We start from the raw sequence: 15,849 nt of genomic DNA, 5'->3' as shown, positions 1-15,849 counted from the left end.
ACTGGGTACTGACGATGTGGGCTTTGTATTGAAAACGGGAATACGTGTTGTTTAAAATCCTGCAGCCTGCCCGTCTTTTCGGGATTCTGTAGCGCCGTGGTAGACTTTGTTTTTTGCGTCGTACATAATGGCCTGATACCCACCATACCCACCCAGCCCGTAGCCGACCTTATGTCCTCTGCGCATCAGATCCCGGACGGTCTCGTAGGGATAACCCGACTCCAGCGTAATCTGACCGGCATCGATCATCTTCTCGCCCGTCGGCTCCGACGAGCCCTGGTGATCGATACGGGGGGCGTCGCCCGCTTCCTGCGGGTTCATCCCGAAATCGATCATGTTCATCACAATCTGGACATGACCCAGCGGTTGAAAGCTGCCGCCCATTACCCCGAAACTCATAAAAGGCTGTCCATCTTTGGTTATAAATGCCGGTATGATCGTCTGAAAAGGGCGTTTGTGGGGAGCGAATGTATTATTCTGTCCGTCGATCAGGCTATACAGTTCACCCCGGTCCTGAAGCATGAACCCCAGTCCGTCCGGTACCATACCCGACCCAAAGCCGCGGTAGTTACTCTGGATCAACGATACCATATTGCCTTCTTCATCGGCCACGGTCAGGTAGATGGTGTCGCCTTGCTTGAGGGCAGGATTGCCTGCTTCAACCCGGCTGGCCGCCCGGTTAAGGTCGATGAGTTTACGCCGTTCGGTGGCGTACGCTTTGCTGACAAGTTCCCGAACAGGAATTTTGGCGAAGTCAGGATCGGCGTAGTATTTGGCCCGGTCTTCAAAGGCCAGCTTCTTGGCTTCAATAAATCGATGGATATGTTCAGCGCTGCCCCAGGGTGTCTGCGAAAAGTCGTAGCCTTCCAGCAAATTCAGCATCTGCAACGCGGCAATACCCTGGCTGTTGGGCGGCAACTCCCAAACATCATAACCGCGGTAGTTGGTGGAAACCGGTTCAACCCATTCCGATGTATGGTCGGCTAAATCTTTTGCACTCAGGTAGCCGCCCATTTTTTTCATAAAGGCATCGATACTCTTTGCAATGTCGCCTTTGTAAAACGCATCGCGGCCGCCGGTCGCGATTTTCTCCAGCGTATTGGCCAAATCCGGATTGCGGAAAAGCTCACCCCGTTTAGGGGCTGCTCCGTTGGGCGCATAGGTTTCTTTTACGTTCGGGTATTTGCTAAACCGGGCGATCATGGATGGCCAGTAAAAAGCAGCTTCGTCATGAACGGGGTAACCTTCGCGGGCATAGCGAATGGCGTGCGACAAAATTTTGGGCATGGGCGTTTTGCCGAATCGCTTATGCATTGTAAACCAGCCATCCACGCAGCCGGGTACTGAAACAGGTAAGGGACCATCGGACGGGATATGCTTGAGTCCCCGTTTCTGGAGTTCGGCCAGGGTGAGCGAATACGGGGACCGCCCTGATGCGTTCAGGCCATACAGCTTCTTGGTTTTGGCATCCCAGACAATCGCAAACAGATCTCCACCAATGCCGTTGACGTGCGGTTCGACCAGACCCTCCATTGCGTTAGCGGCTATGGCTGCATCGATAGCATTTCCGCCCGACCGCAACACATCGAGCGCTGCCTGAGTCGATAGGGGGTGAGACGTACAGACCATTCCGTGGCGGGCCATGACAACCGCGCGTGTGGCAAATGATTTACCACTGAGTCGATCCTGAGCCGTAGTAAAAGAGACCAGTGTACTCCAGAGACAGAAAGTAAGTAGCGATCGATTCATAAACAGGGTATGTGGGAGGCTTAACAGAGACTGGCAGGAGGCCGCTCAGGCCGTCGCACAAGATAAACGAAATGCTCCAGATAGTTGCCACATCACAAGCACCAAGCCTTACCAACAGACAACCTGCTGAACGAGTGCCGGATACTTACCAGGGGGTAGCATTCTTGTAAACACAATTTGTCACTTTGGCACTATAAATGCTTGACTGCTACACTGGTTCCAGTCTGCTGCTCATTCGCCAACGCGCTATGGGCCGATTTGCAGAGCGGAGCCTTTGTATGGCCAGGCAAAAGTTTGTCAATACTGGCTTTGACCGTAATCCTGTCTCATATCTAATTATCAAGTGTCGATGTTCCGAAATGTAGCGACTTCCCTATTGCGACTGATCAGTCTTGTTTTGCTGGTGGTAGCCTGTAAAAATTCGGTCGATACCTTACCAATCAGTACGGGTAAGGCTATTGAGTCATTCACCTTCGACAAGCTGGCTCCGCCCGTTGCGGGCGTTGTCGACTCATTAATCTACACCGTTCGGGCTACAGTACCAGTCGGTACGGATCTGACCAGGCTGATTCCCAACATTACCGTATCGTCTAACGCAACGGTGTCGCCAAGTACGGCTGTTGCTCAAAATTTCACCAAACCGGTTTCCTATACCGTCACAGCAATGGATAATAAGACGCAGGCTTATGTTGTTTCGGTCAGCGTAGCCAGCACCATTGCCAACGGTGGTTCACTTGTTTATATGGGTACCGGTTCGGGCAACTTTTTTGCCATCGATGCTGGTACGGGTGCTGTCAAGTGGCGGGCATCTACCGGGGCATCGATTACGTCCAGCGCTTTTGTAGCAGCCGGTATGGCCTTTACAGGTAGTGAAAACGGCAATATCTATGCGTTCGATGCTGAGTTGGGTAAAGAGCGATGGAAATTCAGCACAGGGAAAAGTATGTTGTCCAGCCCGATCGTCTCAGACAGACTGGTTCTGGCAGGCAGTGAAGATCAAACCCTGTATGCGCTCGATGTGCTGACAGGCAATCTGCGCTGGAAGTTTGGCACAGCGGGTGGCTTGACATCAAGCCCAGTCGTTGCTGATAAGGTAGTCTACGTAGGGAGCAAAGATCAAACGCTGTATGCACTCGATGTCCTGACCGGAAATCAGCGATGGAAGTTTGGCGCGGGGGGAATAATTACATCCAGTCCGGCCGTAGTGGGCGGGTTGGTGTATAGTGGTACCAACGATTACAACCTGTATGCCCTCAATGCAGTTACAGGTACTATAAAGTGGAAATTTGGAACGGGAGGCATCATTAGTTCGAGCCCGGCTGTTGCTAACGGCCTGGTTTACGTTGGAAGCGGAGACAAAAACGTATATGCGCTCGATGCTGCCACAGGTGCCCTCAAATGGAAAGTCAGTACGGGTGGACAGATCAGTTCCAGCGCAGCTATCGCCAACGGGGTGGTTTATATTGGCAGTGAAGATAAAACCTTATATGCGCTCGATGCCGTTACGGGTGCCCTCAAATGGAAGTTTGGAACGGGTGGTATCATAAGTTCGAGCCCCGTGGTATACAACGGATTTGTTTACTTTGGTGGCCAGGATACAAGTTTATACTGCCTGAACGCTACCAATGGAGCGGTCCGGTGGCGTCTGCCAATGGACGCCAGGTTACTGGCAAGCCCCTGCTTGGCCAATACGAATCTGGTTCCTTTCCCGGCAGGCATCAGTGGCGGACAGCAATAAGCGATCGACGCCTGATTTTGACGAACGTACCCGTCGTAACCTGATTCGTTAGCTGTTCAGGCTAAGGGAGCAGGCACTAACGGGCCTTTAACTACGTTTCTCTTTCATGTCATCCCTGTTGTTCTGGAATTCGTGGAACCGTACTTACCGGTTTACGTACTTACTAAGTTTCATTTCGTTCATCATCAGTCTGGCTCTGTTCGGAATTGCCTGGGCACGGGGTCTCGGCAACGTAGTCCGGTGGGATGTGTTGAGCGAACTGAATGAACTACCCATCACGCTGCATGCCTTTACCGATGGCCTGCTCGATTATGCCGTGAGCGGGAAAGCTTACGCTGTATCGGAGCAGTTTGTCGCTTCGGCTATGACGGTGCAACCAGGCATAGCTACGGCTTTTCTGGTTGGTATCAGCTTTGCCTTTGTACTGTTGCTAAGTGCCGTAACCCGGTTCGATCGGGTTCGGTACCTGGTCAGTATGGGTGTAATAATTCTGGGGCTTGCCTTCTTCCGTTGGGAGATGCTCGAAGTACCAGGTCTGGGTGGTCGATATCTGTTCCTGCTACTCACGTTTCTGTTCGGCTCCCTGAGCTATTATTTCCATGCGTTCCGCTCCGACTTTTCCATTCCCGTTCGGCTTGCGGCTTTCGGGCTGCTAACGGCGCTTGTGTGGATGGCGATCCGTGCTTTATCGCCGGTCCTGCTGCCAGCTTTGGTCGTGGTTAGTTACGGAATGCCGGTCTTGCTGGTATTCAGCGTAGGCTTTATCTTTTTCGTCTCTACCGAAATAATGGCCGGGTTAGTCTGGCTTACCTCGGCGGGACGTCCGGAGGGGGATGGTTCGTCGGCTGGCACACGTCGGACATTGGGCATGAATAATTTCCTGTTCATCAGCTTGTTGTACTTGGTCAACCTGATCCTGATCTGGCTCAAAAACACGAAATTGCTCGATTGGGACGTGTTGGCCATCAGCCCTTTCTTCATCTATCTGATCTCGATAACGATTGGTATCTGGGGCTTTCGGCGGCTGGTTGAGCAGCAGAACACCCTGTCGTTTCGCGATGGGGGTGCTTATTTGTATGCGGGGTTTGCCCTGCTTACGACTCTTACCATTGCTTATGCGTTCGCTACAGCCAATGACCCGTTGGTAGAAGCTTTCGAAGATGTGATTGTCTATACGCACCTGGCCATGGGCGTTTTCTTTATCGCCTATGTATATATTAACTTCTCGGCTTTATATCGGCAACACCTCCCTATTTATAAAGTACTGTATAAGCCCAAGCGGCTGGAACTGAGTTTATTTCGGATAGCAGGCGTGTTTGGTGTGCTGGCGTTACTAGCCTCAGGTGGTCTGATCACCCTGCGCCAGGGCTTTGCCGGTTACTACAATGGCCTTGGCGATCTGTATGTAGCCAGTGGGGAATCAAATTCTGCCAATGCGTTTTATCAGCTGGCCTTGGAAGAGGAGTTCCAGAATCACAAATCCAATTACGCCATGGCGTCGCTGGCGCTGGCGCAGAACAACCAGACCGCGGCTGCTTTCTTTTTTCGGCAGGCACTGCTGAAACAGGCTAACCCCCAGGATTATGCTGGGCTGAGCCAGATCTACCTGCAGACAGATCTGTTTTTTGAAGCCGTTAAAACGTTGCAGCAGGGTATTCGGGCGTTTCCCCAAAGTGGAGAACTGAAAAATAACCTTGGATTTCTTTATGCCCGTACGAGTGTGGCTGACTCCGCCTATTACTACCTGAAGTCAGCGACCAGCAATGCCAGCCGCAATGAGGTACCGATGGCGAATCTGCTGGCTTTTTATGCTCGTAATCCGAAAGTGCTGGCCGCCGATTCGACCCTGGCTACCGATCTGGCTGACTTGTCGTATGAGTCGTACCAGGCCAACGCGCTGGCCATTCGGCTGGTAGTTGGTAACGACACGTTATCGCCCAAACAACCCGGCTGGTTAACGAACATTTCCCCTAACGAGGGGTTGAGTGTCGGCCGGTTTGCCAGTTTGTACAATTACGCACTGGCCAACCAGCGACCAGATACTACACTGGCTGCTACCCTACAACGCCAGTCTGTCGACCCCGTTAATCAGGATTTTATCGATGATTTGCTGCTCGCACGAGCTGTAACAGAGTACCATCGTCATCATTATTCCACGGCTTTCAGCCTGATGAGCCAGTTGGCGGAGGGCGATCAGCGCAACGGACCTGCCTACCGGTCTATTGCAGGACTATGGTTAATTGAGCAGGGACTGTACCGCAAAGCTGCCGAAACATTCGCCGGGAACACCGATACGACATCGATTTATTACCGGGCTGTGGCATTGACCAAAGCCAATGACCCTGTGCTGGCACAGTCACTTTGGGAAGTGGCCTCCGCCAACGACCCGGCCGTTGGAGCATTGAAGCAAGTGCTGTATGATGAGCGCCAACCGGCGTCAGATGTAGAGAAAGCGGTTTATGTGACCTACCGGACCGATGACCCAAATCGGGGCCGCTATTGGGAGTCTATCCAGAATGCTGATCTGAAAACTGTGGCGGGCGTGGCTTTGGCAAATGACTACCTGGACCAGTTGCAGTGGCGAAATGCGCAACTGGTGCTTTCAGGATTACCAGGTGCCAGTCCGGTCAGTCCAGTTGCCGTTTCAATGCGTACCATAGCTGCTATACGGCTGTCGGCTTTCCGGCGGAGCGTTGGCTCGGCCGAAACCGTGGCCAAAGAACCCATCTTACCCCAGCATCAGGCTGAACGGTACTATTGGCTGGGACAGACTTACGAACGAACCCGGCGGCTGGGACAGGCACAGTCAGCCTACCGACAGGCGTTAGGGCTGGCTCCCCTGAGCGCCCGGATCGTAACAGCGGCTGCGCAACTTGAGCAGCAGCAGAAACAATCAAAGCGGGCTTATGAACTGGTCCTTACGGCCTTGCCGTTCAACGAAGACAATCCCGGTCTGCTCAAAACGTATGTCACTCTTTGCCTCGACCTGCGCCTGCGGGACTATGCCGAAGATGGCCTGACAAAACTACGAGCCATTGCTCCGCCTGCCGACTATCAGGCGTTTGCAACGACTTATCAGGAAAAAGTAGCGTCAATAGAAAAGGATCGGCAAAAGTTTATGGAATAGGTTAGTTTTGGTTCTCTTCTCAATCAGGACACTATGAAAAAAGAACTTAGCTGGACCAAAGAAGCTTTCAGCCGGGAAGTTGTGCTTGTTGAGGCTGGCCAGCCGGTTGGCGGCATGCAGGGACGGGCATTCTCTGCCGATGTCGATGCGTATCTGTATGATGTTCGGCTTCGATTCGACGTGACGGGTTTTCTCATTCATAGTGTTTCCATCCATGATACAAAGGCAGATGACCGGATTGTCGGTACGATCACGCTCCGTTTCGGTAAGCGTGCTGAACTGGCGCTGGAGTCGGGGGAGACCTATACCTGGAAACGCCATAATATGCTTATGCGGGAGTGGGATATGATCCGGGAGGGCGTTTCCGATGCCGATGATAAGGAAACAATCAATTATTCGCTCACTCGCTCGTTCTTTGCCGAACATGGCGATATCAGCGTTGAGGATGATAGTTCAAACGCGTCGATCGTAGTATTGACGGGTCTTTTTATACGAAATTATTTTCAACGCCGTCGGCGAGTGGCGGCTGCTGGTGGCGCCCTGGCCGCTGGTGCGTAACGACAAGCTACATGAATATTATTGAAACCCGCGACATTGCCAAGCGCTACATAATGGGCAGCGAAGTCATCGAAGCCCTTAAGTCGGTCACGATATCGATTCAGAAAGGCGAGTACGTAGCTTTTATGGGTCCATCGGGATCTGGCAAGTCAACGCTTATGAACATTGTTGGCTGCCTGGATACGCCTACGTCGGGCACGTATGTCCTGAATGGGCAGGACGTAAGCGGTATGGGCGAAAACGAACTGGCCGAGGTACGGAACAAAGAAATCGGGTTCGTTTTCCAGACCTTCAATTTGCTGCCTCGTCAGACATCACTGGAAAATGTGGCATTGCCCCTGATATACGCGGGTTTTAACAAAGCCGATCGTACGGAGAAGGCCATGCTCGCACTTCGGAATGTTGGCCTGGAAAATCGGGCAGGCCACCGGCCCAACGAACTATCGGGTGGTCAGCGGCAACGGGTAGCTGTAGCGCGGGCTCTGGTCAACGACCCCAGTATCCTGCTGGCCGATGAGCCAACCGGTAACCTCGATACCAAGACGTCTTACGAGATCATGGACCTTTTCGACCAGATCCATAGCAAGGGTAATACAGTTATCATGGTAACACACGAAGAAGATATTGCCGAGTACGCCCACCGGATCGTTCGGCTCCGCGACGGCCTCGTCGAAACGGACCGCGCCAATGCCAATATCCGCAAGGCAAAGGCATTAATGCAGGCCGCGAGCTAACCGGGTTATGGGCCATCGGGTCCGACGGTTGTTGGGTTTCTCAAACCGCCTTCATGCACAGGAGTGCGGTTGTACAAAGCCGAACACGGGTAGGTCCTTGACCCTGCCCGTGTTCGGCTTTGTACTGGTGCGCAGCAGCAAAAACGACTATGCTTTCAGATCAATCTTACGGCCGGTTTCGGCGGCCCGGTAAATAGCCTGTAGAAGTCTGACATCACGGATACCTTCTTCACCCGTGATATGAGCAGGCAATTGTTTCCCATCGAGCAGATCTTTGCAAACGCCATCCATATGACTAGCCTGATGGTTCACAATAGGTTTTTCGATGGGCCCTTTGCTGGTCCTACCCTTGAGCGGGCCGTAACCGAAGGCTGGCGATAGCTCAAACCACCCATCCTGGCAGGACGCATATAGCCGTTCGACACCGGCTGTGTAACTGGTAGAGGAGTTGCAGACAGCACCACTCGGAAACTGAAACTGCCAGAAGAGCGTCTCTTCTACGTCTTTAAATTTCTGCGGCTCTGTTTTGGGCGAAAACTGGGCCGTAACGGAAAGAGGCTCTTCGCCCGTTACGTAGCGAGCCCCCTGAATGGCATAAATACCTACATCCATGAGAGGACCGCCCCCGGCCATGGATTTTTTCATCCGCCACTGCGTTGGGTCACCAATCCGGAAACCATCGCTGCTCTCCATAAATTTGATCGGTCCAAATACCTTCTGCTGTCCCAGACGCATTACTTCCTGCGTAAATGGTTCATAGTGCAGCCGGTAACCAATGGCCAGCTGTTTGCCTGCTTTCTTGCAGGCATCGATCATGTTCTGGCAGGCTTTGGGCGTGATAGCCATGGGCTTCTCACAAATGACATGCTTACCCGCCTGAGCGGCCCGAACCACGAATTCTTCGTGCATCGAGTTTGGCAGCACGACGTAGATCACGTCGATGTCTTTGTTGTCGGCGATTTGTTCGAAGTTTTTATAATCGTAGACGTTCGCCTTAGGGATGTCATATTTTTTCATCCACTCCTCGGCTTTGCTAGGTGTGCCCGTTACGATACCGGCCAGTCGGCAGTTCTTCGTTTGTTGCAGGGCGGGGGCCAGTTGGTTTTTACTGTAGCTGCCCAGGCCCACAAGCGCGACACCCAGTTTGCGGCCCGGCTGTCCGGCTTCTGACTGGATGGGTTGACCAAAAGCATTGGTTAGCGTAGGAATTGCCAGAGCCGATGCGCCCATACCCGCCAGAAAATGGCGACGTGACAGGGGGTGTTGATTTGTCATGATACAGCAATGAAGAGGTTGAAACCGAAAAAGCGCCGGTTACAGCGGCTTTACCCGTTGCTCCAGCGCTTTTTAAGCAGATTTTATTCGTTTACCGGCTAGTGGGTGGTGGGGGCAAGACCAATCTGGATATCGGTAATGTTGTTTGCCTGATTCTCAAGATCGACAAGCCTGTAAACCTCACGCACCCGGCCATCGTTCGTATAACCATTCCGATACAACTGACTAAACAACGCATCATATACAACCAGAAGATCGCTCCAGGGGCCGGTATATGCGTAGGATACATGGCGAAAGACGGGAAACTTCCGATAGACGAACGCAAAGGGCCTCTCGCCGGGCTGCTCAATGGGTAAGGCGATTGCCAGCCGAAAGACATTGTCCTCGTTGCCATCGACGCCGTTGTAGATATACTGAACCGGGCCGCTGGGAATGAGGCCAAGCCGACTGGCTTCGTCATACAAATTCTCTGGGACATGGCTGTGTTCGGATATTGTTTTCAGGCTGGCGTTTGTGACAAATGTAAGCGCCTGGAAGGCTTCCGTTTCATTGATAGTCAGGGCATTTTCAGGGATCATTAGTTGTGTTGTCATTGTATTTCAGGGCTTTGTGAATAAACAAAACAAAGATCGTACTGACTAGTGACAGCCCTATGTCAGCAGGGTTTTGGAAAACTCTTCTGTGTTCGATCAGTTACGTTGAAAAAACAGTACTGATGAAAGAAAACCGGATTATTCGTGTAAATGGCCAGTTGGGCGGTACGCTGTTTCGGCAGGAAGCCCGCCAGAAAGGAGAGAAACTGGGCTTGATGGGCCATGCGCAGATCGAGCCAAATGGTGATCTGCGCATCGATGCCGAAGGGGAGCCCGACGTACTCGATACATTTGTCGACTGGTGTAGAACGGGTCCTGAAGGTACCGATGTGCAAAGCGTTCGTGTTACAGACGGGGAGGTTCAGGGATTTGATCGGTTTATGGAAGTACGCTAAAAGAAAAAGCCAGCCCTGAGAAAGGCTGGCTTTTCTATGTGTAATAAGTTGATGGCGGTGTGCCATCACCCGTTAAAAAATATATTTGTTCTCGGCGATCATGGCGTCGGCAATTTCACGACGGGCATTTTTGAGGTTGATCGGCTCGATTTTGGTAAACCGCTTTAATCCCATCAGCATACCGCGTAGCTCATCGCCTTCGGCAAAAGAGGTGATCGCTGCACGGCCCGCATTGTTGACTTTCTCAACGGCTTCATGCAGGTACACCAAGGCCATCTGCTTTTGCAGCGCTACGGCTTCTTCTCCTTTGATACCGATCAGCTTCTCTACGCGGAGCAAGACAGATTCAGCTACGTAGATTTCGATAGCCATGTCGGCAATGTTCATCAGAATTTCCTGTTCGCTTGACAAGTTCATGGTGAACTTTTGAACAGCAGCACCTGCCACCATGAGCGCGGTCTTTTTAAGGTTACGAAGTACCTTTTTCTCCGCTATGAATAAGCCTTCTTCCTCGTCGGTGTTGAAATCCGGGATCGACATGATCTCTTTGGCTACCGCCATGGCTGGGCCCATCAGGTTCAGTTCTCCCTTCATTGCCCGCTTCAGCAGCATATCGACGACCAGCATCCGGTTGATTTCGTTTGTCCCTTCGAAAAGTCGGTTTATGCGGGAATCGCGGTAAGATCGGTCCATGGGCGCATCGGCCGAATAGCCCATCCCGCCGTATACCTGAACGCCTTCGTCAGTCACGTAGTCGAGCACTTCCGAGCCGTGTACTTTCATGATCGCACACTCGATCGCAAATTGCTCCAGTGCTTTAAGCTTCGCTTCGGCGTCGCCCATCCCCTGGCTCTTCAGGTCTTCGATCAGATCGTCAATATTCTGACCAGCCCGGTACGAGGCCGTTTCCGACGCGTATACTTTCAGCGCCATTTCGCCAAGCTTGTGTTTAATGGCACCAAACTGAGCGATAGGCGTTTTAAACTGTTTGCGTTCGTTGGCGTACCGGATAGCATGATTGATCACTTCTTTTGAGCCGCCAATAGTAGCTGCGCCCAACTTGATCCGGCCAATATTGAGGATGTTTACGGCAATTTTAAAACCGTTTCCCCGATCGGAGAGCATGTTTTCGACGGGCACTTTCGTGTCATTGAAGAATATCTGCCGCGTATCTGAACCTTTGATTCCCATCTTGTGCTCCGGTTCGTTCATGGTGATGCCTTCGTACGAACGCTCGACAATGAAGGCCGACAGGTTTTTATCCGTTTGTCCGTTTTCGTCCACTTTGGCGAAAACGATGTACAGATCGGCAAAACCGCCGTTGGTAATCCACATCTTTTGCCCGTTCAGCACATAATGGCTACCATCATCCGATAAAACGGCTTTAGTCTTCCCTGAGTTGGCATCGGAACCTGAATCTGGTTCGGTAAGGCAATAAGCGGCTTTCCACTCGCCCGACGCCAGCTTAGGGAGATAGTTGGCTTTCTGTTCATTGTTGCCATAATAAACAATAGGCAACGTACCAATACCCGTATGGGCCGAAAGGGCTACCGAGAAGGAGTGACCGCCCCCGGTTGCTTCGGCTACAAGCATGGATGTATTGAAATTAGTACCGAAGCCGCCGTACTCTTCAGGTACAGAGGTTCCCAGCAAACCCAGTTCGCCTGCTTTGTCCATTAGTGACGACATCAACTCGGGCGACTTGGCTGCGTCGATCTCATCCAGACGCGGCCATATTTCGCGCTCCAGAAACTCGCGGCAGGTAGCCGCAATCATCTGCTGCTCTTCGGTAAATTCTTCAGGAATGAATACTTGTGCAGCGTTGGTTTCTTTAATCAGAAATTCGCCCCCCTTGATGGAAGCTTTGGGCTCTGTAGCAATCATGTCGTAAGGAGTTTGTTATGCACGCATACTATCGTTCTACAAAGTAAGGACGTTGATAAATAGTATGCAAGCATACTAATAACAAAAATTTTGCCAAAATAGTCCAATAAGGTGCAAGTCGTTGCCCAATACCTAACTGATCAGGGAGTGTCGATAAATTTAGGGTGTATAATTACTTACTCTGTAGGCAAGAATTGTATATTTGGCTGGTAGGTTTACTTTCATTTTTTCATGCTTGTGCGGCTACCTACCGATAAGGCTCTTATTTCGCCTTCGCTTATTTAGTAACGCCACCGCTCATGAACGTTAAGAAGGTATTAATTTGGGTTATTGTTGCGGGTATTAGTTTACTGGCAGCTCCTGGCCGACTCAATGCACAAGCCTTACCTGAAATACCGTTCGACATTGATTTCGGTGGCGTAACCGTTCATTTAAATGAGCAGGGTAGAGAACAATTGCAGCGCGAAGTTGGACGCTTGTATGCCAACCGCGCCAGGCTTTATCAGGATATAGAGTCGCTGCGTCAATTAACCCCGTTACTGGAACCGTTACTAAAGGCCGAGCGTCTACCCGTGGATTACCGGTATGCTGTATTGCCGTTTTCCAGTGATGGGTCGGTTGGGTACTGGGGCCTTACCCCCGACCGGGCACTGGCGCTGAAAATGCTGGTGAACAGTGCTGTTGATGAGCGATATCATCCCATTCTGGCTACGCAAACGGTGGCTGCCGACTTGAACCGCTTACAAGCTACCTCCGACAATTATTTCCTGACCCTGTTGCGCTACGTGCAAGGCGATACGCTGGCCGACCGCCTTGCCAATAACGTAAAAGCAAACTATCTGCTGCTCGATGCCCAAAGTCCGGCGCTTATCTGGACGATCATGGCCCGCAAACTGGCTTTCGAGCGTGAGGAGCCCTTGCTGCGCCCTGCCCAGACTTACCTGCTCTATGAATACCGTAACAGTGGGGGTGCCTCACTACGCACGATCTCGCGGCAACTGCAAATTGATGAAGAGCGCTTCAAACCGTTTAACGACTGGTTACGGGCAACATTAATTCCCGATGAAAAAGCATATCCCGTGCTGATTCGGGTAACTAACGACGAGTTTCCGACTGTAAAAGGCCGAGACGAATTACGACTGACACCCAGCGTAGTAGGGCCCGTAGATATAGGCTTTCCTACGCTGACGAAGCTACCGAGATCGACTGTCAGTACATTTCAGGACGCCGTGTTTTATACCATCAACGACCGGCTGGGTGTACAGGCACAGCCCTGCGATAATGTTATAACGCTGGCGCACTACGGCAAAATCGATATCAGCACATTGCTGGAATACAACGAACTGTCGGATCGGGATGTGGTGCTGCCAGGGCAGATTTATTACCTCGAACGTAAAGCCAAACGGGCTAAAATTCCTTTTCATGTTGTCCAAAAGAACCAGACATTGCGTGAAGTCTCCAACCTGTATGGGGTTCGGCTGAAATCACTTCTGAAGTACAACCGCATCCAGCTCATCCAGCGCGTACAAACAGGCCGGATCTTATGGCTTCGAAGCAAACGGCCCCGTAAGCAACCGGTAGAATACCGGCAGTTGCCAATTGAAGAGCTGAAGCCAATGATCGACGATACACTCATTGCCCGGCCAATGGCTAATACGCCCACCGTTGAACTGGCCGCCCAATCGCGGCTAACCGATTCACTGGCCCGTCAGAAAGTCGATTCGGTTAGTACCAAACCGACCCGGACAGCGCAATCAGAGCCAATTGTCAGGCCGCTGGTAAACGCGCCCGAAATAGCTAAGAACCGGCCTAATGAAGTTAAAGAAGCCCAAAAGCTACATATTGTCAAGCGTGGACAAACCTATTACAGCATCTCGCAATTGTACAAGATTACGCTTAAGCAGCTATATACCTGGAATGATCTGGCAGAGCGAATTCCACTGGAAATAGGCCAGAAGCTGATTGTAGGTCCGGTTAAAAGGCGACCTGCTCTGGCGCCTAAACCCCGCGTAGTTACCAGGGTGGCCCCAACATCAACACCTGCTCCAGTGACCAAAGCGGGACCATCGACTGTTCGCGGTGCAGAGCCTGCGGGGCGGGTCTATTACCATATTGTCCGGCGGGGGCAAACCGTATACCGCGTGGCGTTGATCAACAAAGTGAGCGTACCCGATCTAATGCGCTGGAACAGCCTTAAGAATTATACCATTGAAGTTGGGCAGAAACTGGTAATCCGAAAACCGCAATAAAAATATTGATTGCACACAACAGCGGTGGGTGATCGACTTCTTTAAAGGAGTCGATCACCCACCGCTGTTGTGTTTCTATGTAAACTGCCGGTTAATTCAGTCGTTCGAAGATACCGGCAACACCTTGCCCGCCACCCACGCAGGCCGACACCATACCGTATTTTTGGTTCTGACGGCGCATTTCGTTCAACAGTTGCACCGATAGCCGGGCCCCGGTAGAGCCGAGTGCGTGGCCCAACGCAATAGCACCACCATTGGGATTGATCCGGCTCCGGTCGAGGCCCAGTTCCTGAATGACGGCCAGCGACTGAGCGGCAAAGGCTTCATTAAGTTCAATCTGCTCAATGTCGTCCTGCTTCATCCCTGCCTTTTTCAGCGCAATAGGAATAGCCGCTACGGGACCGATACCCATGATTTTGGGCTCGACGCCAGCCGATGCATAGGACATCATCCGGGCAACGGGTTTCAGGTTAAGTTCATTGACTAACCGCTCTGACATAACGACGACGAAAGCCGCGCCATCCGATGTTTGTGATGAATTCCCGGCCGTGACGGAGCCCCCCGCCGTAAAGACCGGTTTCAGTCTGGCCAATCCTTCAGCGCTGGTATCCTTACGGGGCCCTTCGTCCTGTGCTACTGTCCACTCGCGGGTTTTCTTTTTGCCACTTTCGGCGTCGAAGTAAGTTTCGCTGACCTTGATTGGGACGATCTCATCGGCGAATTTACCGGCTACCTGAGCCGCCAGCGCTTTCTGATGTGATTCATAAGCAAATTCATCCTGCGCGTCACGGCTAATGTTAAACTGTTGAGCTACCTGCTCGGCCGTTAGCCCCATACCGATGTAATAATCAGGGTGCGTTTTGGCAATCTCGTAGTTCAACGCCGTTTTCCAGCCCATTACCGGCACCAGTGACATCGACTCTGTCCCGCCCGCAATGATGCAGTCGGCCATACCAGCGTGAATCTTGGCTGAGGCAATAGCAATGGCTTCCAGACCAGAGCCGCAGTAGCGGTTAATGGTAAAACCCGGTACACTGTTGGGTAGCGACAGTAGCGCAATGTAACGGGCAATCTGCATACCCTGCTCTGCTTCGGGTACGGCATTACCAACGATCAGATCTTCAACCCGAGCCGGGTCAAGACTAGGTACCTGACTCAACAAATGTTTAATAACGTCGGCCGCCATGTCGTCAGGGCGGGTCAAACGGAGACCTCCGCGTGGGGCTTTGCCAACGGCGGTACGGTATCCGGCTACAATGTATGCGTCCATAACTAGACTATTGAATCGATGATTAATCAGAATTACACTGCAATAACTTATTTTTTGCGGGAAAAATTACAACAAAGGCTGCAAATTATTATGCGTGCATACTGTTTTTAATCGTCTCTGCTTCTGTAGCTGAGCGAACCATCCTGATCAAAATTTTATAGGTACTCTAGTGCTCTTCCAAATTAATAGTTGAAGTAAAATAGAGTAGCTTTGTAGTATGGGCCAAATCGCTACTCCATTCGTCTTGTCAGAAGCCGATCAGACAACACTTGATCAA

11 protein-coding genes are annotated in these 15,849 nt (G+C 51.6%); 6 read left to right on the top strand and 5 right to left on the bottom strand.

All coding sequences use genetic code 11. The features are described from left to right. Positions 1-51: 51 nt before the first annotated feature. A complete protein-coding gene (gene ggt / locus FH603_RS07935; protein WP_186736936.1) occupies positions 52-1,749 on the bottom strand; it encodes a gamma-glutamyltransferase in 1,698 nt (565 codons plus the stop codon). A 349-nt stretch (positions 1,750-2,098) separates the two neighbouring features. On the opposite strand from ggt, the gene FH603_RS07930 reads away from it, so the two are divergent. From FH603_RS07930 to FH603_RS07915, 4 genes are all read left to right on the top strand, one after another. After that, entirely contained in the window at positions 2,099-3,487 is a 1,389-nt protein-coding gene (locus FH603_RS07930) for an outer membrane protein assembly factor BamB family protein (protein WP_186736935.1), read from the top strand. 106 nt (positions 3,488-3,593) lie between these two features. Further along, complete coding sequence (locus FH603_RS07925) at positions 3,594-6,614, top strand: tetratricopeptide repeat protein (RefSeq protein ID WP_186736934.1); 3,021 nt, start codon at positions 3,594-3,596, stop codon at positions 6,612-6,614. A gap of 33 nt (positions 6,615-6,647) precedes the next feature. Next, a complete protein-coding gene (locus tag FH603_RS07920; RefSeq protein WP_186736933.1) occupies positions 6,648-7,172 on the top strand; it encodes a hypothetical protein in 525 nt (174 codons plus the stop codon). An 11-nt stretch (positions 7,173-7,183) separates the two neighbouring features. After that, positions 7,184-7,906 carry an ABC transporter ATP-binding protein gene (locus FH603_RS07915; RefSeq protein ID WP_186736932.1) on the top strand — a complete coding sequence of 241 codons (723 nt, stop codon included), beginning with the start codon at positions 7,184-7,186 and terminating at the stop codon, positions 7,904-7,906. Between the two features lie 147 nt (positions 7,907-8,053). Here the strand turns inward: FH603_RS07915 and FH603_RS07910 are convergent, their stop codons facing one another. Both FH603_RS07910 and FH603_RS07905 read right to left on the bottom strand, forming a co-directional pair. Further along, a complete protein-coding gene (locus FH603_RS07910) occupies positions 8,054-9,181 on the bottom strand; it encodes a Gfo/Idh/MocA family protein (RefSeq protein WP_186736931.1) in 1,128 nt (375 codons plus the stop codon). A 98-nt stretch (positions 9,182-9,279) separates the two neighbouring features. After that, positions 9,280-9,774 (bottom strand): GyrI-like domain-containing protein, encoded by a 495-nt coding sequence (locus tag FH603_RS07905; RefSeq protein WP_186736930.1) that lies wholly within the window; start codon positions 9,772-9,774, stop codon positions 9,280-9,282. A gap of 122 nt (positions 9,775-9,896) precedes the next feature. Here FH603_RS07905 and FH603_RS07900 point away from each other — a divergent pair, with 122 nt between their 5' ends. Beyond that, the gene (locus FH603_RS07900; protein WP_186736929.1) at positions 9,897-10,169 is read left to right on the top strand and encodes an acylphosphatase; all 273 of its coding nucleotides are present in this window, start codon (positions 9,897-9,899) and stop codon (positions 10,167-10,169) included. A 72-nt stretch (positions 10,170-10,241) separates the two neighbouring features. On the opposite strand, the gene FH603_RS07895 is transcribed toward FH603_RS07900, so the two are convergent. Continuing rightward, positions 10,242-12,053: an acyl-CoA dehydrogenase family protein gene (locus FH603_RS07895; protein WP_186736928.1), complete on the bottom strand. Its 1,812-nt coding sequence runs from the start codon at positions 12,051-12,053 to the stop codon at positions 10,242-10,244. Between the two features lie 299 nt (positions 12,054-12,352). On the opposite strand from FH603_RS07895, the gene FH603_RS07890 reads away from it, so the two are divergent. After that, on the top strand, positions 12,353-14,302 hold the full coding sequence (locus tag FH603_RS07890) for a LysM peptidoglycan-binding domain-containing protein (protein ID WP_186736927.1): 1,950 nt from the start codon (positions 12,353-12,355) through the stop codon (positions 14,300-14,302). 91 nt (positions 14,303-14,393) lie between these two features. On the opposite strand, the gene FH603_RS07885 is transcribed toward FH603_RS07890, so the two are convergent. Continuing rightward, on the bottom strand, positions 14,394-15,572 hold the full coding sequence (locus FH603_RS07885; protein WP_186736926.1) for an acetyl-CoA C-acyltransferase: 1,179 nt from the start codon (positions 15,570-15,572) through the stop codon (positions 14,394-14,396). Between the last annotated feature and the right edge of the window lie 277 nt (positions 15,573-15,849).

The sequence above is a fragment of the Spirosoma utsteinense genome (genome assembly GCF_014282275.1).
In the GTDB taxonomy this organism is placed as follows: Bacteria; Bacteroidota; Bacteroidia; order Cytophagales; family Spirosomataceae; genus Spirosoma; species Spirosoma utsteinense.
Note: the sequence above shows the minus strand (reverse complement) of the source record. Positions and strands in the feature narration are given on the sequence as shown.

What these genes read in the sequence shown, in the direction of transcription:
- ggt (WP_186736936.1), bottom strand. Translation starts at nt 1,749, where the DNA reads ATGAATCGATCGCTACTTACTTTCTGTCTCTGGAGTACACTGGTCTCT.
- FH603_RS07930 (WP_186736935.1), top strand. Translation starts at nt 2,099, where the DNA reads ATGTTCCGAAATGTAGCGACTTCCCTATTGCGACTGATCAGTCTTGTT.
- FH603_RS07925 (WP_186736934.1), top strand. Translation starts at nt 3,594, where the DNA reads ATGTCATCCCTGTTGTTCTGGAATTCGTGGAACCGTACTTACCGGTTT.
- FH603_RS07920 (WP_186736933.1), top strand. Translation starts at nt 6,648, where the DNA reads ATGAAAAAAGAACTTAGCTGGACCAAAGAAGCTTTCAGCCGGGAAGTT.
- FH603_RS07915 (WP_186736932.1), top strand. Translation starts at nt 7,184, where the DNA reads ATGAATATTATTGAAACCCGCGACATTGCCAAGCGCTACATAATGGGC.
- FH603_RS07910 (WP_186736931.1), bottom strand. Translation starts at nt 9,181, where the DNA reads ATGACAAATCAACACCCCCTGTCACGTCGCCATTTTCTGGCGGGTATG.
- FH603_RS07905 (WP_186736930.1), bottom strand. Translation starts at nt 9,774, where the DNA reads ATGACAACACAACTAATGATCCCTGAAAATGCCCTGACTATCAATGAA.
- FH603_RS07900 (WP_186736929.1), top strand. Translation starts at nt 9,897, where the DNA reads ATGAAAGAAAACCGGATTATTCGTGTAAATGGCCAGTTGGGCGGTACG.
- FH603_RS07895 (WP_186736928.1), bottom strand. Translation starts at nt 12,053, where the DNA reads ATGATTGCTACAGAGCCCAAAGCTTCCATCAAGGGGGGCGAATTTCTG.
- FH603_RS07890 (WP_186736927.1), top strand. Translation starts at nt 12,353, where the DNA reads ATGAACGTTAAGAAGGTATTAATTTGGGTTATTGTTGCGGGTATTAGT.
- FH603_RS07885 (WP_186736926.1), bottom strand. Translation starts at nt 15,572, where the DNA reads ATGGACGCATACATTGTAGCCGGATACCGTACCGCCGTTGGCAAAGCC.